Source organism: Aquimarina besae (genome assembly GCF_042434905.1).
Lineage (GTDB): Bacteria > Bacteroidota > Bacteroidia > Flavobacteriales > Flavobacteriaceae > Aquimarina.
Genome location: NZ_CP170199.1, coordinates 4826849 through 4852645, shown reverse-complemented (window position 1 = coordinate 4852645; position 25797 = coordinate 4826849). Strand labels below are relative to the sequence as shown.

The window sequence follows — 25797 nt, the reverse complement described above, 5'->3', positions numbered from 1 at the left end:
AATATTAAATAAACGTTACTAAAAACTTTATTTTGAAATAAATAGGGATTGCTCACGAATAAATACTATCTTCGCGCTTTAATATTTTATAATGAATAAAGGAACAGTAAAATTTTTTAATGACTCCAAAGGATTTGGATTCATCACAGAAGAAGGATCAAACAAAGATCATTTTGTACACATTTCAGGCTTAATTGACGAAGTTCGTGAAGGTGACGAAGTAGAGTTTGAACTTAAAGAAGGTAAAAAAGGAATGAACGCGGTAAACGTGAAAGTATTATAATATATACATTTTGACTTTTTTAAAACACAAGCCTGTCTATTTTGATAGGCTTTTTTTATTTTCTGAGGGAATTTATACATAAAACATTTCAATACTTAAATAGATAAGAATTACCTTGGCTGATTTTATTTGTCATCACACTGTTGTATTTTTGAGAAAATAAAAGTTACTTTAATGAAAATTGTAATATCTCCTGCAAAATCACTGGATTTTGAAACCGCATTACCTACCGATAAACATACAAAACCATCTTTTTTAACCGAGGCTGAAAAATTAAATTTGGGACTTCAGAAAAAGACACCAAAAAAATTATCTGATTTGATGAGTATCAGTGATAATCTGGCGCAATTAAACTGGCAACGAAATCAAGATTTTAGTCTTCCTTTTACTACAGAAAATGCAAGACCTGCTGTATATGCTTTTAAGGGTGATGTATACATAGGATTAGATAGTTATACAATTCCGGAAGAAAAGTTGGATGTACTACAGGATACATTAAGGATACTTTCAGGCCTTTATGGAATTCTAAAACCATTGGACTTGATACAGCCTTATCGTTTAGAAATGGGTACCAAGCTTAAAGTGGGGCGTAATAATAATTTGTATGAATTCTGGAAAAAACAAGTTACAGAACAGCTCAATGCTGAGTTGGAAGATGATGAGCTATTTGTAAATCTGGCTAGTAATGAGTATTTCAGTGTTATTGATAAAAAAGCGCTAAAAGTACCGATAATTACTCCACAATTTAAAGATTGGAAAGGTGATAAACTAAAGATGATTAGTTTCTTTGCTAAGAAAGCTCGTGGTATGATGGTACGTTATATTATAGATACAGGAGCAGAAACTGTAGAGGATTTAAAAGGTTTCAATTACGATGGCTACAGTTTTAGCCAAGAGCATACTACCAAACCTAATGAGTTGGTTTTTGTGAGGTAACATTTAGTTCGTTTTGTCATTTTTACTAATAATGCATTCCATTTATAAATGCATCTAATTTTAGTATCTTCAACCCATAGATAGATATCATAAATCATTAGATGCAAAAAATCATACACTTCCTTGATTGGATTGGCGAAAGAACCGGAGTTTTGGTTAGTTGGGTAGCTGTTTTTTTGGCCGTTATTATAGGGTTGGACGTTATCATTCGTTATGTTTTTCAGTTTACGTTTATATGGATGATTGAAACTGAAATCTATTTATTTGGGATTTTATTCTTAGTAGGTTCAGGATATACTTTCAAATATGGAAAGCATGTAAGAGTAGATGTTTTTTATACAAAAATGTCTAAAAAAGGTAAAGCCTGGATTGATCTGATAGGAGGTGTTTGTTTATTAATTCCTTGGTGTTATGTGGTAATTGTGTCATCCTGGTATTATGGGTTATCTTCTTTTATGATGAATGAATCCTCTCCGCAAGCAGGAGGATTACCTGCTTTATATGTGCTTAAGTTTTGTATCACTTTAGGCTTTGTTTTTTTATTACTTCAAGGCATTTCCGAGATGCTAAAATCAATTCAGACTATTACTAATAAAGATAATTAATGGAGTTTTTAGCAATTGTATTATTCGTTATTATCTTTATTTTAATTCTTAAGGGATATCCGGTAGCATTTACCTTAGGAGGTATTTCTGTTGCTTTTGCCTTTGGTGTATCGATTTTTGCCCCCGACTATTTTAGTATGTCTACCTTTTACTTACTGCCTTCCAGAATTATGGGAGTAGTAAACAACTATGTTCTAATGGCTGTTCCATTGTTTATTTTTATGGGAATTATGCTGGAAAAATCAGGATTAGCTCAAAGTTTATTAGAAACCATGGCGATGATGTTTGGTAGGGTACGCGGGGGATTGGCAATTTCGGTAATTATTGTGGGAGCATTATTGGCAGCATCTACCGGAATCGTTGGGGCAACTGTGGTCACCATGGGATTAATAAGTTTACCTACGATGCTGAAAAGAGGTTATAAAACGGAGCTTGCGGTTGGTGTCATTGCTTCTTCAGGAACATTAGGGCAAATTATTCCACCTTCTATTGTATTGGTGCTTTTAGCAGATACAATAAATAGTTCATCTAGAGGAGCTGCATCGGTGGATGTGGGGACATTGTTTTCTGCAGCGTTACTTCCCGGACTCATATTGGTTGGACTTTATATTGTTTATATTTTAATAAAATCATTTATCCATAAAGAGGATGCCCCAAGTATTCCTGCAGAAGAAATAGCAGTCTTTAGAGGTGATAATTTTATTCCTAAAATACTTAAAGTACTATTACTTCCTGTTCTTCTGATAGTTATTGTGTTAGGGTCAATTTTTACAGGAATTGCCTCTCCTACAGAAGCTTCTGCTATTGGAGCATTAGGAGCAACTGTGTTAACCATTATTCAAAAAAAGTTTTCGTTTACGATATTGAAAGAAGTTGCACAAGAGACTACCAGATTGACATCTATGGTATTTTTTATATTACTCGGAGCAACTACATTTACACTAGTTTTTAGAACATTAGGAGGAGATCGATATCTTCAGGAATTAATTATGTCTTCTCAACTAACTCCTTTGATGTTTTTATTGTTAGTAATGATTGTGATTTTTATTGCAGGATTCTTTATTGACTTTATTGAGATTGTTTTTATTATAGTTCCTGTGGTGACACCCGTTTTTAATGCCTTTGATATGAACATGCTTTGGGTAGGAATTTTGATGGCACTGAATTTACAAACTTCCTTTCTTACTCCCCCATTTGGATTTGCATTGTTTTATCTAAAAGGTGTGGCTCCAGAGACAGTCAGGACAAGTCAGATTTATAGAGGGATTATTCCTTTTATTGTAATTCAGTTAATCATTGTGAGTTTAGTTATATTTTTTCCTGAGATTATTTTTATTTCTAAGTAATACACTTTTAATTTATAAAAGGGTTTATTTCTTTTATGATATCATATAAAAAATAGTTATGAATTTGTACAAAGCACAAATGTGGCATATTTCAAGAAGGGTCTTATATAGTGTATTAGCAACTTTTTTTCTGTCCTGTTTGGGCGAACCACCTGCAAATATGAATAATCCTTCATCTTACGATGTGACGAAACCCAATAAAGTATTTCATTGGAAAATGACCACTACTTGGCCACCAAACTTTCCGGTAGTTGGAGAAGTAGCTGAGAAATATGCGGAATGGGTAGATGAACTTTCCAACGGTCAAATAAAAATCAAAGTGTATGGAGGAGGAGAGTTAGTACCTCCTCTGGAAGCCTTTGATGCAGTTTCTCAAGGAACTATTGAGATGGGGTGTGGAGCAGCGTATTACTGGGCAGGAAAAACTCCGGCAGCACAATTCTTTGCTGCAGTGCCTTTTGGAATGAATAGCCAGCAAATAACTTCTTGGTTAGAAGTAGGAGGAGGTTACGAGCTTTGGAAAAAAACCTATGCGCAATTTAATTTAGTTCCTTTTATGGGAGGAAATACGGGAGTCCAAATGGGAGGATGGTTTAATCGAGAGATTAATTCTATAGAAGATTTCAAAGGGTTGAAAATGCGTCTACCCGGAATTGGTGGAAAGGTATTGGAGAAAGCAGGAGGCGCCGCAGTGCTGGTTGCCGGAAGTGAAATTTATACAAGTTTAGAACGTGGTGTTATTGACGCTACAGAGTGGATTGGTCCTTATCACGACTATAAAATGGGGTTTCATAAAATCTCAAAATATTATTACACTCCAGGATGGCACGAAACCGGCTCTCAGTTAGAGTTTTTTATTAATAAAAATCTTCATGATGGTTTACCTCCACATTTACAAGCTGTATTACAAGCCGCATCTAAACGCGCACAAGTTTGGGTATTGTCAGAGTTTGATAAACAGAATGGAATTTATTTAGATAAGTTGGTAAATGAGGAAGGTGTGGAAATTAGGGAATTTTCTAAAGAAACCCTGGACGCATTAAGAGGCTTTACTGATGAAGCTTTACAAGAGATGATAGGAGACGATCCACTATCTAAAGAAGTGTATGAGAGTTACTCCAGCTTTCAGAAAAGAATCTCCAAATGGTCTGAAATTACTGAAAAAGCTTACTACAATAAGATCCAGAAATAATATGCAATCAATGATTTAAACCTGTGGTAAAAGAGCTGAGTAAGCGAACTATCAAAGACTAGTCTTCGGTAGTTTCAACTAATTCCATTTTCTTTTTTAGTCGCATATTTAAAAACTCAACTAGTAAAGAGAAAGCAATTGCAAAGTACAAATACCCTTTAGGGATTGCTCCAATTTCTTGATCAAAAATAACAGCGTGTGATAAATGCGCAGCTTCTGTAATCAGCATAAAACCAATTAAAATCAAAAATGATAGTGCTAGCAACTGCATAGATGGATGTTTGTTGATGAATTTTCTGATACCATTAGCAAAAATCATCATAATTAATATAGAAATTACCACTGCAATAATCATTAATACCAAGGCATCCTGTGGCTTTTCTCCAATTCCATTTGTCATACCAATAGCCGTAAGTATTGAATCTATAGAGAAGATAAAATCAATGATTAGAATTTGAACGAGTGCCTTTTTTAATGAAGTAATTTTTTTGTTTTTTAATTCATTTTCTTCCTTTTGAGGTATATCAACTTTGTCATGAATTTCGGATGTGCTTTTATATAACAAAAAGATACCTCCAAAGAATAAAATTAAGCTTTGCCAACTAATGCCAATACTTAGCCAAGAGTTGTCAATAGTGTAAAAAGGTTCTTTCAATGCTACAAGATAGGAAACACCTAACAGTAAAATAATTCTTTGAACCATGGCAAGAATTAAACCCCAGTTAGTGGCTTTTTTTTGTTGGTGAGCTGGTAGTTTGCTTGCTGCAATAGAGATGAAAACAATATTATCAATACCTAAGATGATTTCTAGAAAGGTAAGGGTTAATAATGCCACCCAAGCATCTGCGTTTGTTAATATATCTAGCATTTGATTCGAAGATTTATACGAAGTAAAACAAAAAAATACAATTCCAACTAATCAGAATTGTATTTTTTAGGTTATTTATCAATGAAATTTGAAATGATCTTTTTTTACAATTTATCAATTTCTTCTTTCAGTTCTTCCTTCGTTTTTCCTGTCTTTTCCTGAAGTTTACCTAACATTTCATCAAATTTACCTTCAGAATATGTAGTGTCATCATCGGTGACTTTTCCATATTTTTGTTTGAACTTTCCTTTCACCTGTTTCCATTTTCCTTCTAATTGATCTGTGTTCATAATATAGCGTTTTAAGTTATTACTTTAATAATACCGCAAGGTCTTTATAATAAGCAATACATCTTAACTCAATTAAAATATTTGTTGATCATAACGGTATTTATAGTCCTAAAAGTTTCATAAATTATTGAAGAGTTCATATCTTATTAAAAATTAGTTGTCTATTGTTTCATTCGGATAATTAATTTGGATAAAAATTATTTATAACTTGATAATAATTACGTTGCAAAGAATTTATCTAATCCATATCTTCGCAGCGAATGTTCGCTAAATATTACTTAAACACAAAATCATTACCATGCAAATCAAAAAGGTTTTAGTTGCCAACCGAGGGGAAATAGCTATCCGAATTTTTAGAGCTTGTACAGAAATTGGCTTACAAACCGTAGGAGTTTACACCTATGAAGATAGATATTCTTTACATCGATATAAAGCAGATGAGGCGTATCAAATAGGAGCAGACAACGAGCCATTAAAACCTTATTTAAACATTGATGCAATCATTAAGGTTGCAAAAAGCAATAATGTAGATGCGATTCACCCAGGGTATGGTTTCCTTTCAGAAAATGCAGATTTTGCTCAAAAATGTAAGGAAAATGATATCATATTTATTGGTCCTAAAGTTTCTGTACTTCGTTCCTTAGGAGATAAAATAATGGCAAAAGAAGTAGCGATTGCCAATAATATTCCTATAATTCAAAGTAATAAAGAAGATCTGACTAATGTAAAAATAGCCATTAAAGAAGCCAAGCGAATTGGTTTTCCGGTGATGCTAAAAGCTGCCTCTGGAGGAGGAGGTAGAGGGATGCGTGTAATTCGAACGGTAGAAGAGTTAGAAAAAGCATATCCAGAATCCCAAAGAGAAGCCTTAAATGCATTTGGTGATGACACTGTTTTTTTAGAAAAATTTGTTGAAAATCCAAAACATATAGAGATACAGATCGTAGCAGATCATCACAGAAATATGGTGCATCTTTTTGAGCGTGATTGTTCTGTTCAAAGACGATATCAAAAAGTGATTGAGTACGCACCTTCTTATGGTGTTGATCAGAAAGTTCTTGATAATTTATACCATTACGCTTTAACAATATGTAAAGCAGTTGATTATAATAATATTGGTACTGTAGAATTTTTGGTAGATGATGATGGTAGTATTTATTTTATTGAAGTAAACCCTAGGGTACAAGTGGAACACACTGTTACCGAAATAGTAACTGGTATTGATTTAATAAAAGCGCAAATATTTATTGCAGGAGGCTACAAACTATCTGATAAACAAATCAAGATAGAAAGTCAGGAGAGTCTTAGAGTGAATGGATATGCTGTGCAATGTAGAATTACTACAGAAGATCCTGAGAACAATTTTAAGCCAGATTATGGAACAATTACTACCTATCGAAGTGCCTCTGGATTTGGAATCCGATTAGATGCAGGAAGCGTGTATCAAGGAGTAACAATTTCGCCGTTTTTTGATTCGATGTTGGTAAAAGTTTCTGCCAATAGTAGAACCTTGGATGGTGCTTGCAGAAAGATGCGAAGAGCATTGTCTGAGTTTAGGATTCGTGGTGTAAAAACAAATATGCCATTTTTAGATAATATCCTTAAGCACGAAACTTTTAGGAAAGGAGCAGTTACGGTTAATTTCATTAGAGATACAAAAAGTCTTTTCATTATAAAAGAATCTCGAAATAGAGCAACCAAATTAGCTAATTTTTTAGGAGATATTATTGTTAATGGTAATCCAGATGTGAAAACTATTGATCCAACAAAAACTTTTGTTGTTCCTAAGATTCCTGAGTTTGATCAATCTAACGGATATCAAAAAGGGACTAAAGATTTGTTGACAGAGTTAGGTCCCGAAAAATTTGCTGCCTGGTTAAAAGATGAAAAGAAAGTTCATTTTACAGATACGACCATGCGTGATGCACATCAGAGCTTACTGGCAACAAGAATGCGAACCTATGATATGCTAAAAGTTGCCGAGGGGTTCGCTAAAAATCATCCGGAAGTATTTAGTATGGAAGTATGGGGAGGTGCTACTTTTGATGTATGTCTAAGATTCTTGAGAGAAAATCCTTGGGAGCGTCTTCGTGCACTGAGAGCAGCCATGCCAAATCTATTATTACAAATGCTCATTCGTGGATCTAACGGTGTTGGATACACAGCGTATCCAGATAATCTCATAGGTAAATTTGTGGAACAATCCTGGGAAAATGGAGTAGATGTTTTCAGAATTTTTGATTCTTTAAACTGGATGAAATCGATTGCACCGTGTATTGAGCACGTGAGAACACGAACACAAGGTTTAGCAGAGGGTTCATTATGTTATACCGGAGATATTTTAGATCCGAAACGCACCAAATATACCTTAGAGTATTACATTCAATTAGCCAAAGATATTGAGAATGCTGGTGCACATATTTTAGGAATTAAAGATATGGCTGGTTTATTGAAGCCGTATGCAGCGTACGAGTTGGTTTCTGCATTGAAGTCTGAAATTAATATTCCGATTCATTTACATACGCATGATACTTCTTCAGTACAATCTGCTACCTATCTAAAGGCAATTGAAGCTGGAGTTGATGTCGTAGATGTAGCTTTAGGAGGACTTTCTGGATTAACAGCACAGCCTAACTTCAATGCAATAATGGAGATGTTAAGGTTTCATGATCGTGAAAACCGGATGGATATAGTAAAGCTGAATGAATATTCTAATTATTGGGAAGCGGTTCGCGAATATTATTATGTATTTGAATCTGGTTTGAAAGCAGGAACAGGTGAAGTATATCAGCACGAAATACCTGGAGGACAATATTCTAACTTAAAACCCCAAGCACAGGGATTAGGGCTGGCCGATCGTTTTCATGAGATTACCAAGATGTATGGTGAGGTCAATAAATTGTTTGGTGATATCGTAAAAGTAACCCCTAGTTCTAAAGTTGTAGGAGATATGGCCCAGTATCTAGTGAGCAACAACCTCACTATAGAGGATGTAAAAGAAAGGGGTGAGACTATTTCTTTTCCTCAATCTGTAGTTAGCTTATTTAAGGGAGAATTAGGTCAACCCGAAGGAGGTTTTCCTAAAGATCTTCAAAAATCAATATTAAAAGATCAGAAACCTTTTACTAATAGACCCAATGCACATCTAGAACCGGTAGATTTTGAAACCGAATTTAAAGACTTCGTAAAAGTTTTCAAAAAAGGAATGGGTAGAGAGTTGGATATCACAGATTTTCTTTCCTATAAACTATATCCAAAAGTATTTACAGGAGCCTATAATCATCACATTAAGTATGGCAATGTGATGAACATTCCTACAAAGAACTTCTTTTATGGAATGAAGCCTGGAGAAGAAATCATCATCGAGTTAGACAAAGGTAAAATCCTTTTGATAGAGCTAATTTCAATCGGTGAACCTCACGAGGATGGTATGGTTACTGTATTCTTCAAAGTTAATGGGCAAACCCGAAATGTAGAAATTAAGGATAATTCCATCAAAGTAGATAAGGTTGTACATCTTAAAGTAGATAAAACTGATACTAAACAGATCGGCGCGCCATTACAGGGATCTTTGTCTTCTATTTTAGTAAAAACCGGTCAGGAAGTAAAAAAGAACGATCCGTTATTTATCATAGAAGCTATGAAAATGGAAACTACGATAACAGCCAATGAAGATGCTGTTATCAAAAAAGTAGTATTAAAATCCGGTATGATGGTAGAGGCTGATGATTTAGTCATCACCTTGAAATAATTATTGATTTATATTACAGAAAAACAGCAAGCCTCTTAAGACTAAGAGGTTTGCTGTTTTTAGTACGATAGTTTTTTATTCTTTAACTATTCGTCTTATAGCATTTCCTTTTTCTCCTTCAATATTGATAAAATATACTCCAGAATTTAAGGATGTAATATCAAAAGAGCTCTTATTTGTCTCGAATACCTTTTTTCCAATAAGATTGTATATAATCGCCTTTTTTATGGGGATAGAAATGTTGATTCTTCCAGTCGTGGGAACAGGATATATACGTAATTTGTTATTGATTATTTCTTGTTCATCAACACTAAATGTTTCTACCAAAAAGCAAGACGATCTTTGGGTACAGCCATTTACTGTGATTTCTACTGCATAATTACCATTTTCTGTTGCCGTAAATGACTGATTTACTTCTCCTGATAAAGCTGTATCAGTATCGCAATCAATCCATTGATAAGATGCTCCTGCTGTATTAGCCGTAAAAGTTGGCATCAAAGAATCATCTACAGAAGCATCAGGTAGATCAAATACTTCAATAGTATCAGAAGCAGTATTGGCACATCCATTGGCATTGGTAAAGCTGTAACTTATGGTATGCACACCCACACCGGCTGTAGCAGGGTCAAAAGAATATGTCAATCCGTTACCATCATCGGTAACTCCGTTTCCAGAATATGTTCCACCGGTTGGAGTTGCACCACCTAATCCATTCTGCACGCCTGCATCAATACAGAGATCTGAAGGAGCAGTAAAGATTACTGTTGGTAGATCAAACACTTCAATAGTGTCCGAAGCAGTATTGGTACATCCATTAGTATTTGTAAAACTATAGGTGATAGTATGAACACCAGCACCAGCTGTAGTCGGATCAAAAGAATATGTCAATCCGTTACCATCATCGGTAACTCCGTTTCCAGAATATGTTCCACCCGTTGGAGTTGCACCACCTAATCCATTCTGCACGCCTGCATCAATACACAAATCTACCGGAGCTGTAAATGTCACTGTCGGTAAATCAAATACTTCTATATCATCTGAAGCAGTATTTGTACATCCGTTGGCATTTGTAAAACTATAGGTGATAGTATGAACACCAGCACCAGCTGTAGTCGGATCAAAAGAATATGTCAATCCGTTACCATCATCGGTAACTCCGTTTCCAGAATATGTTCCACCCGTTGGAGTTGCACCACCTAATCCATTCTGTACACCTGCATCAATACAGAGATCTGAAGGAGCAGTAAGGGTTACTGTTGGTAGGTCAAATACTTCAATAGTATCAGAAGCAGTATTGGCACATCCATTGGCATTGGTAAAGCTGTAACTTATGATATGCACACCCACACCGGCTGTAGCGGGATCAAAAGAATATGTCATTCCGTTACCATCATCGGTAACACCGTTTCCAGAATATGTTCCACCCGTCGGAGTTGCACCACCTAATCCATTCTGCACGCCTGCATCAATACAGAGATCTGAAGGAGCTGTAAAGGTTACTGTTGGTAGCTCAAACACTTCAATAGTGTCCGAAGCAGTATTGGTACATCCATTAGCATTTGTAAAACTATAGGTGATAGTATGAACACCAGCACCAGCTGTAGTCGGATCAAAAGAATATGTCAATCCGTTACCATCATCGGTAACTCCGTTTCCAGAATATGTTCCACCCGTTGGAGTTGCACCACCTAATCCATTCTGTACACCTGCATCAATACACAAATCTACCGGAGCTGTAAATGTCACTGTCGGTAAATCAAATACTTCTATATCATCTGAAGCTGTATTTGCACATCCATTGGCATTGGTAAAGCTATAGGTTATGGTATGCACACCCACACCGGCTGTAGCAGGATCAAAAGAATATGTCAATCCGTTACCATCATCGGCAACTCCGTTTCCAGAATAAGTTCCACCCGTTGGAGTTGCACCACCTAATCCATTCTGCACGCTTGCATCAATACAAAGATCTGAAGGAGCAGTAAAGGTTACTGTTGGTAGATTAAACACTTCAATAGTGTCAGAAGCTGTATTTGTACATCCGTTGGCATTGGTAAAGCTATAGGTTATGGTATGTACACCCACACCGGCTGTAGCAGGGTCAAAAGAATATGTCAATCCGTTACCATCATCGGTAACTCCGTTTCCAGAATATGTTCCCCCCGTTGGAGTTGCACCACCTAATCCATTCTGCACCCCTGCATCAATACAGAGATCTGAAGGAGCAGTAAAGGTTACAGTTGGTAGCTCAAATACTTCTATATCACCTGAAGCTGTATTTGTACATCCGTTGGCATTGGTAAAGCTATAGGTTATGGTATGCACACCCACACCGGCTGTAGCAGGGTCAAAAGAATATGTCAATCCGTTACCATCATCGGTTACTCCGTTTCCAGAATATGTTCCACCCGTTGGAGTTGCACCACCTAATCCATTCTGCACGCCTGCATCAATACAGAGATCTGAAGGAGCAGTAAAGATTACTGTTGGTAGATCAAACACTTCAATAGTGTCATTTGCGCTATTATTGCAAGTACCAGCACTGGTATAGGTAATTGTATGCGTTCCTAAACCTGCAATTACAGGATCAAAGCTATAGGTTGTTCCATTTCCATCATCGATTACTCCAGGACCTGAATAGATACCTCCTGTGGGAGTTGCGCCCCCTAATCCGTTTTGTACACCTGCATCTAAACATACATCTGATGGTGCTGTAAAGGAAACAATATCATTAGCAGTTACGCTAACGCTGACCGTTCCACAGGAAGCCGGAATCACACACAAACCACCTTCTCCTCTAACAAAGTAGGTGGTGCTTGGTACAGAGGGTGATACTACAAACGTATTAGATGTGGTCGATCCAATTTCAGTACCACCACAAGATCCTGTGTATATATGCCATTCTGTAGCATCATTTAGATTTCCTGTGATAGTTAAAGTTGTTGTGTCTCCTTCACAAATGGTCGTTGGATTGTATGTTACGGTTGGTATATCGGGATCGGTACAAGGAATTGCATCAAGATTTACTAGAAATAATAAGTCTGTAGAATCAGTTTGCGAAATTTCTCCTGAAAAGCGCATTCCTCCAGTGTAATCAGGAGTCGACTCATTATCAAAAGCAACTGCAAAACTTAAATTGGAAATATCAAAAGTATACTTCTGACCAGCAATCAGGGTAATATTCAATGAAGAAAAATCAAAAAAAGAATAATCAGTGGAATTAGAAAATGGACTTGTGGGTTGAGCGGATAATGTTCCTAAGACTGAACCACTATATCCTTCTCCCTCATATATGGTTACATCGACAGACTCGCTAATAAATGTCAAAATACCAATAGAATTTAAAATTCCATTACAAGAGGCAGTAAAACTTTGTCCTGCTTGGATTGTGTTTGGAGTAGCACTAATCAGCTGGTCGTCATCATTTTCAACAGAACACTGGCCGTTACTAGCGTGTGCAATAAAAAATATTGCAATTACAAGTATAATTTTTTTCACTTTTTAAGTGTTTTTAATGCACCTTTATGAGTTGTCAACACTTTGTTTAAAAGTTATTAACAATGTAGATCGGGGGCTTATTTATATAAGGATGTCTACTTTTATGACTCTAAGGTTGTTAAATGTTTACGGTGTAAAGATATATAATTATTTTTTGTTAATAACTTTTGTGTTGAAATACGCTGATTTTTTAGAGCAAATTATTTAGATAAAACAGTGTTAATAAGTCATATCGCTTTTTATTTTTTACAATTTCAAAGCTTTTTATACTATTAGTGTTAAATTGTTGAGTTTTATTATTTTTACCGGATGCCATTTTTTTTAATCATTGCCTTACAGGCTTTTTGTATTTATCACGCTATAAAGAATAGAAATGAATACTACTGGTATTTTTTAATCTTATTTTTGCCAGTGATAGGTTGTATCATTTATCTGGTCACTCAAGTGTTTAAAAAGAAAGATTTGAATGTTGTTCAGAATGAGATTGTACAGGTTATCAATCCAACCAAAAAAGTAAATGATCTAAGAAAGCAGGTTGAATTCGCAGATACTTTTCAGAATAGAGTTCATTTAGGTGATGCTTTATATGATATAGAAGACTTTAACACTGGTTTAGGAGAATACGAATTAGCGATTAATGGTGAGTATTATCAAAATCCTGGTGTTGTAAAAAAACTTATAGAAGGATATTTTCAAACAAATCAATTTGATAAAGTTATTTTTTGCGCTGAGCAGATAAAATCAAGATCGGATTTTAGGGGTTCCCGAAGCCAGTTCCTATATGGTTTGGCTTTAGAACAACACGGGAGAGCTGATGAGGCTGAAGAAAATCTCAGGCCTATCGATCAACGTTATTCTAATTATAAAGAGCGTTATATATTAGCTAAATTTCTTATCGATAAGGGTGAAATAATAGATGGTAAAGAGATTTTAAAAGAAATCCAGATAGAATCACAGCATATGTCTAAACCCAACCGAAATATATATCGTGGGGTTGTTAATGATGTGAACAAGCTGCTAGCTTCATTGTAGTAAAAAAAACAAGATTCAGAACGATATCAAGGAGAATCAGGTTGTGAGGATTATAGTATCGAACTTGGGTAGGTCTATTATTTATTTGTAAAGCATTAATAATTCCTTTGCATTTCGCAAAAACTTTCTATTTTTACAAAAATCAAAGTCCCCGATAGCCTTGAAAATCAAACCTATTCAAATATCCTTATTTCTTATACTCGTATTAGGAGGATTATTTGGATTGATGTTTTTAAGCGAAAAAGGGGGTGTCCAGAAAGAACAAATACAAGAAGATGGATTCTCCTACGAGGGGATTTCTCTTAAGTATCCTACCTATAAAACATTTTTGGAACTAGAAAAAGATACTACTCTTACCAAAAAACAGGACATTCTTAAAGTTACTGAAACTGTCGTGCCTGTGGCAGATGAATCTGAATTAGAGCCTGAAACACTTACTGCAGAAGCTATAGCAAAGAAAGATAGTCTTCAAAGACCTGATTTTTCGAAAATTGATACAACGAGAATTGAAAGAATTAAATATCCGGAAAGCAATCCCGATTTTGCAGAAGAGCTAAAAGCTAAGTTATCTTCTAAGTCTTGTAGGATCATCCATTACGGTGATTCACAAATCGAAGGAGATCGAATAACCGGGTATGTACGGAACAGATTACAAGGAATGTTTGGCGGTAGTGGCCCTGGTTTTATTCCTGTAAAACCTGTATATAAACAAATTGCTGCTAATGTGGAACCTAGTGAAAACTGGTTCAGGTATGCAAGATTTGACCCTACACAGGAAAAACTTAAGCATAAAAAATATGGCACTTATATGTCGGTTTCGCGATTTACAGCATATGAAAAAAATCTTCCTGATAGTACTGCTATCGATTCTTTACCTTTAATAAAAGCATCTGTTACTATTGGCAAATCCAGGAAAGCTTATGCTAAATTCAGAAGGTTTACGAATATAGGGCTACATTATGGTAATTGTAACTTCCCTATACAAATTTCAGTATTTAACGATGGAAAGTTAATTCAGCAGGATAGTTTGATCGATGATGGAAAATACCATGAGTATAGCATTAAAACCAATACGACACCAAGTAAACTAAAAATCGAACTAGAAGGAAAAATAAGTGCAGATTTTTATGGATTAACGTTAGATGGTGGATCAAGAGTGCAAATGGATAATGTAGCGATGAGAGGTTCATCTGGGACTATTTTTTCCAGTACAAATGCTTCTACGTATGGTAAGATGGCCAGAAATTTAAAACCTAAGATCATTATTATGCAATATGGGGGTAATACTATGCCATATCTTAAGGATTCTACCAAAGTGGACAATTATGCTAAATCTATCGCCAACCAGATCAACTGGCTAAGACGCAGAACAAAAAATGTGAGTTTTATATTTATTGGGCCTACAGATATGTGCTTACCTATTAATGGTAAGATGGAAACCTATCCATTATTACCATATCTGAATAATAAATTGATGGAAACCTGTTCTAAGAATAATGTAGCTTATTGGAGTATGTATGATGCTATGGGCGGAAAAGGATCCATGCCTTATTGGGTAGAAGAAAAACTGACGGCTAATGATTACATGCATTTTACGTGGAAAGGAACTAAGATTATTTCAGAATTGTTTTTTACGGCGCTATACCTTGATTTAAAAGAAGAACCTAATAATGAGACATAGCATACTATTCTTTTTCTTATTCTTTTTGAGTTTTTCAGTAATAGCTCAGGATTATGTTTTGGATACTATCCAAAATAAATATCCCTTTGTAAACTGGAAAGCAAATCAGATTAAGTTTGTCGATAATGCTCCTTCTTTTGCCAAGCTATTTCAAAAACTAGATACCATCGCGAGAGGGAATAAAGAAAATGTTCATATTTTTCATATTGGAGGATCTCATATACAGGCAGATATTTATTCAAATCGATTAAGAACATATTTACAACATATGAGTCCTACTGCAAAGGGACAGCGCGGATTTATTTATCCATACAAAATCGCCGGGACAAACAATCCTAGTAATTATACAGTAGAGTATGATGGAGATTGGACAGGATATCGCTGCTCTATCAAAAAGGATAGTGTTGCCTGGGGTATGGCAGGAGTGACTGCAGTTTTCAAAGATTCTTTAGCGAACATCAAGATCAAAGCAAATCATAGAGGATATGATTCGCAAAATTATAATTTCAACAGAATTAGAATATTTTATGATAACTGGAGTGATGATTATGAAATTAATTTCAAAGAGTCTGGTCTAATTGCGAATTCTAAAGTCAATAAAGAGGCTCATTTTAAGGAATTTGTTCTTACAAAAACATTAGAAGAATTGGAGTTTTGTGTACGTAGAATCGGAGACGCTGAGCAAGCAGAATTTCTAATGATGGGAATAGAGTTGATGAATGATAATCCTGGTGTACAGTATACCACGATTGGCGTAAATGGTGCAAGTTTCAATTATTATAACCGTTGTAAGTATTTTGATGAACAATTGATGTTGTATAAACCTGATCTATTTATTGTTTCTGTTGGTACCAATGATGGATATCATCCGGATTTTAAGCCAGAGGAATATAGAAGATATTATGAAGATCTTATTTTAAAAGCTCAAAAGGCCAATCCGGATTGCGCAGTTTTGCTAACTGTACCTAATGATTCTTATTACAAAAAACAATACCCAAATCCTAGAACAAGGGTTATGCAAAAAATTATTTATGAATTAGCAAAAAAGCATAAAATGGCTGTTTGGGACTTTTATGAAATTATGGGAGGATTTAACTCCTCTAGAGATTGGTATCAAAATAAATTGATGCCTCGAGACAGAATACATTTTACACAGTTGGGATATAGAATTAAAGCAGACTTACTATTACAGGCATTAACAAATTCGTGGGAAAAAGAGTTACAGTTAGCGCCAAATTCTGTTTTGAATCAAATAATTAATGAATAGATTAAAAGATATTTTTTCTTTTTCAGAGGATTTTCCTTTGATATTTACACAGGCAGATTTCTGGATTTTCTTTGCAGTAATTTATTTTGTGTATGCTATAGTGTATCGTAAAAAGGCAATACGAAGTGCTTACCTTTTTGCAATCAGTTTATTGTTTTATTACAAAACCAGTGGACTATTTATAGGAATATTACTTTTTAGTACGTTCAACGATTTTTTTCTGGGTAAAGCAATTTATCATAGCACATCTGTTACGGTTAAAAAGTTGCTGGTTGCGGTAAGCGTGATCATAAACCTAGGTACTTTAAGTTATTTCAAATATGCCTATTTTTTTACAGAATCATACAACAGTCTTTTTAATACAGATTATCAGGTAATTAATTATCTGGCTCAGTTTGCTAATACTTGGGCTAGTGTAGATTATTTTACTGTAGACACGATTATTTTACCTGTTGGTATTTCTTTTTATACCTTCCAAACGATAAGCTACAGTGTTGATATTTATAGAAGACAAATCAAGCCGTTAAATTCTATTATCGACTTTGGCTTCTTCGTTAGTTTCTTTCCGCAGTTGGTCGCTGGTCCTATTGTTCGTGCAGCAGATTTTGTTCCGCAGATAGGTAAAGAGATTAATATTACTAAAGAAGAATTTGGTAATGCTACTTTTATGATTCTGAAAGGACTTATCAAGAAAATGCTTTTCGCAGATTTTATAGCAATGAATTTTATGGATCGTGTTTTTGATGTGCCCGAGATGTTTTCTGGGTTTACTAATATTATGGCAATGTTTGGGTATTCTTTACAGATTTACGGAGATTTTTCAGGGTATACAGATATAGCTATTGGTTTGGCTTTGCTTATGGGATATAAACTGCCGGTTAATTTTAACTCACCGTACAAAGCTATTCATTGCGGGGATTTCTGGAAACGTTGGCATATATCGCTTTCCAGTTGGTTAAAAGATTATTTATACATCCCAATAGGAGGAAATCGCAATGGAAGTATTTTTTCATATACCTTTATCACGGTCTTTACATTTTTAGGTGCTTTAGCGTTTGCTAATTTTGGAGTAGCTGTATTAGCAACTTCTGTGGTCGGAGTTTTATTGATTGTTACATTGTTCTCATCCAAATTGGCCAAACATTTCAATACCAATGTCAATATCATGATTACTATGCTAGTAGGAGGTTTATGGCACGGAGCATCCTGGAAATTTGTGATTTGGGGAGGTTTAAATGGATTAGGTATTGTTACCTATAAATACTGGCGAAAAATAAGTCCCTACGAAAATTCTAACGCCTGGTATGCTTTATTATGGCGTATTGCACTAACTTTTGTTTTTATAACCTTTACCAGGATTTATTTTAGAGGTAATAGTATGGATCATATCGATCGATTCTATCAAGCTGTCGCTACCAATATGGATTGGACGAATGCGTTAACGGTGCTTTGGGAATATAGAGTCGTTTTTATTGTAATGCTGATAGGATATATTACCCATTGGTTGCCTTATAAAACCAAAGATTGGTTGTTAGATCAGTTTATTAAAAGTAATATGATCATTAAGGGATTAATAGCAACGATTGTGGCAATCATCTGTTATCAAACCTATGCTGCCGATTTTCAACCGTTTATTTACTTTCAGTTTTAGAAAACGTGTTGCTAGTAGGTGTCGGGTTTCGGCTTCGTTCAACTCTCATTAACTTCTTTACTATTTGACTAATACGTGACATCGAGTGTCGCCTCTGGTGGATGTATCGAGATGTTATCTGAGTATAAAAGCTGATAATTAGTTGATGGTTTGACAAAATGAGACCGTGTCTTTTCTACTCAAATTTGAATCATTTATACTCAACATCGAGTGTTTTATACTCAAGTTTAAATGTTTTTTGCTCAAATTCGAGTCATTTGTACTCAAGTTTGAGTGTTTTTTGCTCAAATTCGAGAATCGAATATTCATAAAAAAACTAGAAAGACTCGAGGACGAATCTTTCTGGTTATGTTACCGTATTTTCTTGATTGAAAAGATTATTTTTTAGAAAACCGCTTTTTTAAATCCTCATAAATCGGTTTTGCGCTAGGTACTCCTTTTTTGTTGGCTTCATTTACCTGTCCGTAGTACAATAATGCAGCTTGTAGGGCTTCACTGCCGGCTAATAGTCGCGTGTCATCTACATCAGAAAACAATTGTTCCAGCACATTAGCAATAGGAGTTAATTGGTATACTACGGTTTCATCTTTTAAGAACTCGTCTTTATCCATATAGCCTGGCATAAACTCTGGATTGATTTCTTTATATTCTTTTACCTTTTGTACAGTGGATAAGGATTTATTGCCCATTTTAAAAAGTCCTGCTTTACTCGTTGACTACTCTTACTTAACACTTTATACGCATTACTTTGCACTTAATCATTGGTCTTCGAACTTCGAGGCCTGTCCGCCTAAGGAGGAGCCTCGGTCCTCAGCGCTTCTTCACTTCTTACTACTTTGTACTCATTACTTAATACTTAATACTAACTACTATTTCATAAATCTTTCTACCTTCGTAAATCGTAATTCTTAATTCTTAATTCGTAATTCGTAATTCGTAATTCAAAATTAACTTTGTTTCAGCATATACATCCATACGAACCTTTTTTTCCTGAAGGAGCTACTAAATTGATCGTAGGTACCCTGCCACCGCCACGTTTTACCACAGGAGAATTAAAAGAAGGAGATGTCAATTTTTGTTACGGAAGTATTAGCGGATTGCTCTGGCCGGTTTTAGATCGTATTTTCAATTTAAATCTAAAGTTTGAAACAACGCAAGAAGCTATTAATCAACGAAAGAATTTTCTAGCCTCTCAAGGTATTGGAGTATGTGACATTGTTCATAGTTGTCAGCGTGATAAAATAGATGCTTCTGATTTGGGCATGCAGCATATTCAATTAAGAGATGTAGTATCGTATTTACATCAATATCCAAAAATTAATACCCTTTTGTTTACAGGAGGGAACAGTAAAAATGGACCTGAATATTTTTTTAGAAAACATCTTAAAAACTACCAGTTACAATTAGAATTAGTATCGAATGATATTCCCAGAATACATCAATTCATACTTCCCTCAAAACTGTCATCTAAAGCGGAGTCGAGAGAAAATTCAAATAGAACTATAAAAACAGTTTCCTTAACAGCACCATCCGGGGCTGCTAATCGATCAATTGGAAGTTTACAATCTTATAAAGACTTAAAAAACCAAAACCCGAAATTCAACACCATTGATTTTAGAATGATGCAGTATAGTAAATTCTTTTGACCACATTTTCCCTATCATTTCCCGTATAAACCCCTATTTCATTTCATGATGATATAAAGTATTTTCGGATATGTTTAATCATATCATAAATCATACTAATTTCTGTGGTTTCTCACCGCACTAAAATCACTTTACATGAAAACGTATTTACATAGCTTATTGGATGAGGATAATGACCCGGTTGTTCAAAAATATTTAGAATACATTAAAACAGGATTTCCTAAACCCAAAGGGAAGAAAAAGGATGTGCTGGTCGTAGGCGCAGGAATGGCAGGAATGGTGGCGGCTTCTGTTTTAAGAGAATCAGGACATAACGTTACCATCGTTGAAGCGAATACACGGATAGGTGGAAGAGTTAAAACTTTTAGAAATACAAAAGGAAAAAAATATTGGGAAGACGATACTTTATATGCTGAGGCAGGTGCAATGCGACTACCGAACTTTCATAATATGGTGTTGGAGTACTGCAAGCAGCTCGATGTTCCATTAGAACCTTTCTACTATGTTTCTGTAGATAAAAAAGAGGCATTAAAGAACAAAGAAGAAGGTTACGTGAATTATGAGAAGGACAGTGCCATCTTTCCTAAAAAAACCTTCAATTCCTTCTTATATGTAAATTATCAGCAAGTGGTTCAAAAAGAGTATTATAAAAAAGATGCTGATATCAATAAGTTACTGCATTATAATGTGCAAACCAATAAAGATCCAAACGTTCCGGATGAAAATCAGGCAGCGAATATTTTACTTCACAATGCATTACAACCTCTTAAGGATTTTATAGCTATTAATCCTGTCGAGAATTGGCCTAAACTAATTGAAAAATTAGGAGAATATTCTATGAGACGTTTTCTAAAAGAGTTTACCAATTACTCAGAGAATGCCATAGAGATGATTGCTGTGATCCAAAACTTGGAGTCACGTATGGCCTATGATTTTCTGCAGAGTTTTATTGAGGCTAATATTATTAAAAACGATACTGTTTTTTGGCAAGTAGTCGGAGGAACAGATGTAATTACAGAATCTTTTTACAAAAAACATGAATTAGCAGAAATTACATACCTGGACACAAAAATGACAGATCTTTATTTAAGAGATGGGAAAGTAAGAATTTCTACAGAAATAGAAATAAAACGGGATCCTGCATACTATGAAAAAATAGGATTTGAAAAACAAGAAGTACCGGTAAGTGAGATGGAGTTTGATGAGGTTATTGTGACGATACCATTTTCTGCATTTAGGATGGTACACGTATGGCCTAAATTTTCACAAGATAAAAGAAAAGCGATCAGGGAACTTCACTATGACTCTGCTACAAAAGTTCTGGTTGAATTTAAAGAACGTTGGTGGGAAAAAGATCCCTACAATATTGTGGGTGGTGGAACCATCACTGATTTATCGAACCGTTTTATTTACTATCCAAGTCAGCATATAAACAGAGAAGGAAATGGATTAATGTTAGCCTGTTATTGTTGGGCAGATGATGCCAGAAAATGGGATTCTATGAGTCATAAAGACCGTTATATATATGCATTGGATAACATTGCGGTAGCACACGCACCAGACGATTTGGACGAACAAAGAAGAATTAAATCTTTATCTGTTTTCAATCCAGATGCACCAGAAGATCCAGAATATGTTGACGGAATCAAAGGAGCAGCCACTGTTTCCTGGATGCAGAATCCATATGCTTTTGGAGAAGCAGCCATTTTTAGTCCAGGACAATTACATTTATTACAATCAGCTATCGAAAAACCTGAATGGAACGGAAAAGCACATTTTGCTGGAGAACATACTTCATTAAAACACGCTTGGATAGAAGGTGCAATTGAATCTGGTATAAGAGCGGCATTAGCTGTAAATGAAACTCCGGTAGAACTTTAAAAATCAATCTCATGAAAAAAATAACAGTAGCAAAATATCTACAGCTTCGTTTGGAGGAACTGGGATTGGATGTAGTTTTTGGTGTTGCAGGAAACTATTCAGCGCCCTTTCTAAATACCATTATTGAGGATCCAAACGCAAAAATTAAGATTGTTGGAAACACAAATGAAATAAATGCAGGCCATTGTGTAGATGCATATGCTCGATTAAAAGGCATTGGAGCAGTGGGAGTTACCTATGGAGTAGGTGCATTTAGTGTTTTAAATCCGGTAGCAGGTTCTTATGTAGAACATAATCCCGTACTAGTAATTAATGGAGCTCCCACAAACGCAGAGCAATCAAAAAACTTGGGAGAAGGTTTAATGGCTTCTCATATGACGGGTGATATGTACAGTAATATCAATGTTTTTCGGAATGTGACAGTAGCCGCAGAACAAGTCACAGGAGATGGAGAAGCTCCTTATAAAATAGATGCAGTTCTCAATGCAATGATCAGTTATGGCAGACCCGTTTACCTAGAGGTTTTTGAAGATGTTTGGCGATCAGAATGTGATGCTCCTGATCGTCCTATTACCCGAAAACATAGTGATCAATGTGTATTAATAGCAAAAAGTGCTGCTGCGGCTACTGCCGATTTGATCGAAGCAAAAGATAAACCTATTTTTTGGGCAGGCGTAGAAATTCAGCGTAAAGGACTTCAAAAGAAATTTTTACAACTGGTAGAAGATACAGGTATTGAATTTACAACCTCTATTATGGGAAAATCTATTGTTTCTGAGGATCACCCATTGTTTAAAGGAGTTTTTAACGGAAATGCATCTCCGAGTGATGTCTATGAGCGATTCACTCAAGCCGGATCTAAAATAGGAATTGGTGCGTGGACCACAGGTAAAAATCTTGGAGGATTTAATATATGGGATGATAATACGGTTTTAGCCAATCACTCCGGAATCAGAGTTGGTGCAAAATTTTATGCGAATATGTCCTTAGGAGCTTTTATTGATGCGCTTAGAGAAGAACTCCTGAAACGTAAAGAGAAGTTTAAAAGATTTTCTATGGATGCAGCAGTAAATAACCTGCTGAAGAAATCTGAAAAAATTGAAACTGATGATGGGCTGACCTATGATCAATTCTTTACAAAAATGAATAGTTTTATTACAGCTTCTAATACTGTGGTAGTTGATGCAGGATTTCCTTTATTGGGAGCTCAGGGATTGCATAGAAGTAAACCAAATACCTTTGTTGCACAAGCCAATTGGTTGTCTATAGGGTATTCAGTTCCTGCTGCGATAGGCGTTAAATGTGCTGACCCAAATCAGAGAGTACTGGTGTTTGTAGGCGATGGTGCATTTCAGGAAACTTGTCAGGCAGTTTCTGCTCAGCATCACCTAAAGCATAATACTGTGGTTTTTGTTTTGGATAACAAAATATATGGTATTGAACAAATGCTAGTCAATCCAAACCCATTTAGAGGAAAAGATAAAATAGATTATCCTCAGGAAGATCTTAATAAAGTGTATCCATACAATGATTTAAATAATTGGAAATATGCTAAACTTACAGATGCTTTTGGAGGTATTGGACTTGAAGTTAAAACAGAAAATGATCTGGATATAGCACTGCATCAAATTGATAAATATCCTAACGATAATTTCATTGTACACGTTCATATTCCTAAAACTGACATTCCTAATTCGATAAAATATAGAACCAAAAAAGCAGGAGAAGATGAAACATTAAATCCAGATTGGTCATTGTGTTAAATCATAATAAAGAAGTAATCCTAATATCAATTATTCTTGATTCTTAGGGTTACTTTTTATATCGATAATGACCTATGATTTTATAATCAAACAGACAATCAGCTAGTACCTGTCCACTACCAATATTGTGTACAATCAAGTATCGTTGCTGATCTGAAGATTTTTTATCCACTACCAATCCAATATGGGTGAGTCCGCCTCCTAGACTCCAGCATACAACATCTCCTGGGATGTAATCTGTTGATTTGTCAGAAATCGTTTTGACTTGACCAAACCTTGAAAAGAATGTCATTAGGTTAGGAACTCGTCTGTGATCAATGTTTTTATCAGTTTTTGATAATCCCCAATTTTTTGGATATAAACCAAAATTAGCTTTCATATCCTCGTGTACCTCTTTTTGGAGATCAATACCTACCTTTCTATAGGCTCTGATCACTACATCTGTGCATACACCTTTATCACTAGGAACATCACCATTAGGGTACTTCATAGAAAAGTAGGCAGGATCGTAGGTTACATCTTGTTCGGTCAATGATAAGCTAGCGTCAGACAATCGATAATAGAAGTCTTCCTGAGCAAAAAGAGAGAAAGAAACTTGAAGGAAAAGTAAAAATATGATTCGCTTGTTCATATGGTTATATTTTACATACGTTAACAAAATTAATTTTTTATTATTAAGAAAAATCTTGCATTATAATAGATTAATTCTTTTTTTTGATGCTTATTAAAATAAACTATTAACGATAATTAGTTACAAAGGTTTATTTGATACCCCAATCTTCCTTTTTTTTGATCTTACCTCCTTGGCGAAGGTGACTAAATAAAGTTGCTACTATTTCGTTATGAGAACTTACCGCTTATTTATATTTTTTTATTGTCTGTTAACAAATAGCTATGCTCAGCAAGTTGATATTGATTTTGCTAGAAAAGGACTGCTTTTGTTTAAAGAATTAGGTGTTTTTTCTTCTAATGTTATCGATTTTGATGTTATTGAAGAAAGTAAAATAAACGTACTGTTTGAATCTAATGACAAGAAAAATTTAGTAAGACTCCATAAAAATGGTAAAAAGGATATTCAATTTAATATAACATCTAGTAATTTAGATAATCAAAATACTATACCTGTTGGTATGAGTGCTAAATCCGATGGTACTGTTTTGGTGTTATCTAACTTTTGGAATGGATATAGCTGGATGATTTCTGTTAATGGGTTTTATGAAGATGGAACTATTAATGATGGGTTTGGTAGCAGTGGAGTATATAAAAAGAATATATTAGATAATCTGGATGATAATTATGGGCAGTATATTTATGCTTCCTCTAATGATGAAATCATTGTTATTGCCAAGATAAAAGGTTTAGAAGCTTCAAAAAAACAAGAAAAAATTGCTATTCTTAAGCTATCGGATATTGGTGAGACCTTGTCATCCAGTTTGTATGACGATCATCACTTTACGTTAAACTGCTCTGCCATGGAAAACGACTATCTCTTACTAGCGTATTCTGAGTCGATAGATGACGGGCAGGAACAATCTACGTACTTAGCAGGATTTGATAGTAATCAAATGGCATCAAATAATCTATACTGTCTGACCATAGAAGAAGATTATCAGTCATTTGATCATATAGTACTTTCCAATACAGAACTTTATACTTCTCAAATCGAAAATGAGTCTGAAGGCATATATCGTATACGTAAATATGGTGCAAACGGAAATCTGGATCCTACTTTTTTCGATTCTGGAGAAATGGGATTTAGTGCTGATATTTACAATACTGATTTTGTAGTAACCGAAATAGGAGAAGTTTTTATAATTTCTAAGAGCTTGGACAGTGAATTCGAAATACTAATAAAAAAATTATTACCTAATGGTGAATTAGACACGGATTACGGTAATGAGGGAGTGGCATCCGTTTTGTTAAAATATCCAATTCTTGATTTGAATAAAATACGTTTAGATTCAAAAAATGAATTATATATCTCTGGATCCATGGAGATCGAAGGTGATTCTTTCGGTTTTATCACTAAACTAAAACTCAATATCCAGCAGTTAAAAAAAGAAAAACTAGAAAAATTTATTGATAATTTCTTTTCGAAAGAATAAGT

Annotated in this window: 19 protein-coding genes; 14 read left to right on the top strand and 5 right to left on the bottom strand. The window is 34.9% G+C overall.

Annotated elements, in window-relative coordinates:
* Positions 1–91 precede the first annotated feature (91 nt).
* From ACE94K_RS21420 to ACE94K_RS21400, 5 genes are all read left to right on the top strand, one after another.
* Positions 92–283 (top strand): cold-shock protein, encoded by a 192-nt coding sequence (locus tag ACE94K_RS21420; RefSeq protein ID WP_027392365.1) that lies wholly within the window; start codon positions 92–94, stop codon positions 281–283.
* 174 nt (positions 284–457) lie between these two features.
* Positions 458–1219, top strand: coding sequence for a peroxide stress protein YaaA (gene yaaA / locus ACE94K_RS21415; RefSeq protein WP_378177407.1), 762 nt, complete (start codon positions 458–460; stop codon positions 1217–1219).
* Between the two features lie 101 nt (positions 1220–1320).
* Positions 1321–1824, top strand: a complete 504-nt coding sequence (locus tag ACE94K_RS21410; RefSeq protein WP_378177404.1) for a TRAP transporter small permease subunit — start codon at positions 1321–1323, stop codon at positions 1822–1824.
* The gene (locus ACE94K_RS21405) at positions 1824–3170 is read left to right on the top strand and encodes a TRAP transporter large permease subunit (protein WP_378177401.1); all 1347 of its coding nucleotides are present in this window, start codon (positions 1824–1826) and stop codon (positions 3168–3170) included. The genes ACE94K_RS21410 and ACE94K_RS21405 overlap by 1 nt, the downstream gene beginning before the upstream one ends.
* Positions 3171–3228: 58 nt before the next feature.
* Positions 3229–4362, top strand: a complete 1134-nt coding sequence (locus ACE94K_RS21400; RefSeq protein WP_378177398.1) for a TRAP transporter substrate-binding protein — start codon at positions 3229–3231, stop codon at positions 4360–4362.
* Between the two features lie 58 nt (positions 4363–4420).
* Here ACE94K_RS21400 and ACE94K_RS21395 read toward each other — a convergent pair whose 3' ends face one another.
* Entirely contained in the window at positions 4421–5230 is an 810-nt protein-coding gene (locus tag ACE94K_RS21395; RefSeq protein ID WP_378177395.1) for a TerC family protein, read from the bottom strand.
* 104 nt (positions 5231–5334) lie between these two features.
* Entirely contained in the window at positions 5335–5520 is a 186-nt protein-coding gene (locus tag ACE94K_RS21390) for a CsbD family protein (protein WP_378177392.1), read from the bottom strand.
* A 298-nt stretch (positions 5521–5818) separates the two neighbouring features.
* On the opposite strand from ACE94K_RS21390, the gene ACE94K_RS21385 reads away from it, so the two are divergent.
* Complete coding sequence (locus ACE94K_RS21385) at positions 5819–9271, top strand: pyruvate carboxylase (protein ID WP_378177389.1); 3453 nt, start codon at positions 5819–5821, stop codon at positions 9269–9271.
* Positions 9272–9346: 75 nt separating this feature from the next.
* Here the strand turns inward: ACE94K_RS21385 and ACE94K_RS21380 are convergent, their stop codons facing one another.
* On the bottom strand, positions 9347–12769 hold the full coding sequence (locus tag ACE94K_RS21380; RefSeq protein ID WP_378177386.1) for a T9SS type A sorting domain-containing protein: 3423 nt from the start codon (positions 12767–12769) through the stop codon (positions 9347–9349).
* A gap of 309 nt (positions 12770–13078) precedes the next feature.
* Here ACE94K_RS21380 and ACE94K_RS21375 point away from each other — a divergent pair, with 309 nt between their 5' ends.
* The 4 genes from ACE94K_RS21375 (at position 13079) to ACE94K_RS21360 (ending at position 18400) form a co-directional block, all read left to right on the top strand.
* On the top strand, positions 13079–13801 hold the full coding sequence (locus ACE94K_RS21375; protein ID WP_378177383.1) for a hypothetical protein: 723 nt from the start codon (positions 13079–13081) through the stop codon (positions 13799–13801).
* 160 nt (positions 13802–13961) lie between these two features.
* Positions 13962–15482 (top strand): lipase, encoded by a 1521-nt coding sequence (locus ACE94K_RS21370; RefSeq protein WP_378177380.1) that lies wholly within the window; start codon positions 13962–13964, stop codon positions 15480–15482.
* The gene (locus tag ACE94K_RS21365; protein WP_378177377.1) at positions 15472–16749 is read left to right on the top strand and encodes a GDSL-type esterase/lipase family protein; all 1278 of its coding nucleotides are present in this window, start codon (positions 15472–15474) and stop codon (positions 16747–16749) included. The genes ACE94K_RS21370 and ACE94K_RS21365 overlap by 11 nt, the downstream gene beginning before the upstream one ends.
* Positions 16742–18400 carry an MBOAT family O-acyltransferase gene (locus ACE94K_RS21360; protein WP_378177374.1) on the top strand — a complete coding sequence of 553 codons (1659 nt, stop codon included), beginning with the start codon at positions 16742–16744 and terminating at the stop codon, positions 18398–18400. The genes ACE94K_RS21365 and ACE94K_RS21360 overlap by 8 nt, the downstream gene beginning before the upstream one ends.
* 377 nt (positions 18401–18777) lie before the next feature.
* Here the strand turns inward: ACE94K_RS21360 and ACE94K_RS21355 are convergent, their stop codons facing one another.
* Complete coding sequence (locus tag ACE94K_RS21355; RefSeq protein WP_378177371.1) at positions 18778–19089, bottom strand: hypothetical protein; 312 nt, start codon at positions 19087–19089, stop codon at positions 18778–18780.
* A 264-nt stretch (positions 19090–19353) separates the two neighbouring features.
* Between ACE94K_RS21355 and ACE94K_RS21350 the strand changes: the two genes are divergently transcribed.
* The 3 genes from ACE94K_RS21350 (at position 19354) to ACE94K_RS21340 (ending at position 23690) form a co-directional block, all read left to right on the top strand.
* On the top strand, positions 19354–20046 hold the full coding sequence (locus ACE94K_RS21350; RefSeq protein ID WP_378177368.1) for a uracil-DNA glycosylase family protein: 693 nt from the start codon (positions 19354–19356) through the stop codon (positions 20044–20046).
* Positions 20047–20181: 135 nt separating this feature from the next.
* Positions 20182–21927, top strand: coding sequence for a flavin monoamine oxidase family protein (locus ACE94K_RS21345; RefSeq protein ID WP_378177365.1), 1746 nt, complete (start codon positions 20182–20184; stop codon positions 21925–21927).
* Between the two features lie 11 nt (positions 21928–21938).
* Positions 21939–23690: an alpha-keto acid decarboxylase family protein gene (locus tag ACE94K_RS21340; RefSeq protein ID WP_378177362.1), complete on the top strand. Its 1752-nt coding sequence runs from the start codon at positions 21939–21941 to the stop codon at positions 23688–23690.
* Positions 23691–23739: 49 nt separating this feature from the next.
* On the opposite strand, the gene ACE94K_RS21335 is transcribed toward ACE94K_RS21340, so the two are convergent.
* Positions 23740–24321, bottom strand: a complete 582-nt coding sequence (locus tag ACE94K_RS21335) for a DUF1287 domain-containing protein (RefSeq protein WP_378177359.1) — start codon at positions 24319–24321, stop codon at positions 23740–23742.
* A 211-nt stretch (positions 24322–24532) separates the two neighbouring features.
* Here ACE94K_RS21335 and ACE94K_RS21330 point away from each other — a divergent pair, with 211 nt between their 5' ends.
* Positions 24533–25795, top strand: a complete 1263-nt coding sequence (locus ACE94K_RS21330; RefSeq protein WP_378177356.1) for a hypothetical protein — start codon at positions 24533–24535, stop codon at positions 25793–25795.
* Positions 25796–25797: the final 2 nt, after the last annotated feature.

What these genes read in the sequence shown, in the direction of transcription:
- ACE94K_RS21420 (WP_027392365.1), top strand. Translation starts at nt 92, where the DNA reads ATGAATAAAGGAACAGTAAAATTTTTTAATGACTCCAAAGGATTTGGA.
- yaaA (WP_378177407.1), top strand. Translation starts at nt 458, where the DNA reads ATGAAAATTGTAATATCTCCTGCAAAATCACTGGATTTTGAAACCGCA.
- ACE94K_RS21410 (WP_378177404.1), top strand. Translation starts at nt 1,321, where the DNA reads ATGCAAAAAATCATACACTTCCTTGATTGGATTGGCGAAAGAACCGGA.
- ACE94K_RS21405 (WP_378177401.1), top strand. Translation starts at nt 1,824, where the DNA reads ATGGAGTTTTTAGCAATTGTATTATTCGTTATTATCTTTATTTTAATT.
- ACE94K_RS21400 (WP_378177398.1), top strand. Translation starts at nt 3,229, where the DNA reads ATGAATTTGTACAAAGCACAAATGTGGCATATTTCAAGAAGGGTCTTA.
- ACE94K_RS21395 (WP_378177395.1), bottom strand. Translation starts at nt 5,230, where the DNA reads ATGCTAGATATATTAACAAACGCAGATGCTTGGGTGGCATTATTAACC.
- ACE94K_RS21390 (WP_378177392.1), bottom strand. Translation starts at nt 5,520, where the DNA reads ATGAACACAGATCAATTAGAAGGAAAATGGAAACAGGTGAAAGGAAAG.
- ACE94K_RS21385 (WP_378177389.1), top strand. Translation starts at nt 5,819, where the DNA reads ATGCAAATCAAAAAGGTTTTAGTTGCCAACCGAGGGGAAATAGCTATC.
- ACE94K_RS21375 (WP_378177383.1), top strand. Translation starts at nt 13,079, where the DNA reads ATGCCATTTTTTTTAATCATTGCCTTACAGGCTTTTTGTATTTATCAC.
- ACE94K_RS21365 (WP_378177377.1), top strand. Translation starts at nt 15,472, where the DNA reads ATGAGACATAGCATACTATTCTTTTTCTTATTCTTTTTGAGTTTTTCA.
- ACE94K_RS21360 (WP_378177374.1), top strand. Translation starts at nt 16,742, where the DNA reads ATGAATAGATTAAAAGATATTTTTTCTTTTTCAGAGGATTTTCCTTTG.
- ACE94K_RS21355 (WP_378177371.1), bottom strand. Translation starts at nt 19,089, where the DNA reads ATGGGCAATAAATCCTTATCCACTGTACAAAAGGTAAAAGAATATAAA.
- ACE94K_RS21345 (WP_378177365.1), top strand. Translation starts at nt 20,182, where the DNA reads ATGAAAACGTATTTACATAGCTTATTGGATGAGGATAATGACCCGGTT.
- ACE94K_RS21340 (WP_378177362.1), top strand. Translation starts at nt 21,939, where the DNA reads ATGAAAAAAATAACAGTAGCAAAATATCTACAGCTTCGTTTGGAGGAA.
- ACE94K_RS21335 (WP_378177359.1), bottom strand. Translation starts at nt 24,321, where the DNA reads ATGAACAAGCGAATCATATTTTTACTTTTCCTTCAAGTTTCTTTCTCT.
- ACE94K_RS21330 (WP_378177356.1), top strand. Translation starts at nt 24,533, where the DNA reads ATGAGAACTTACCGCTTATTTATATTTTTTTATTGTCTGTTAACAAAT.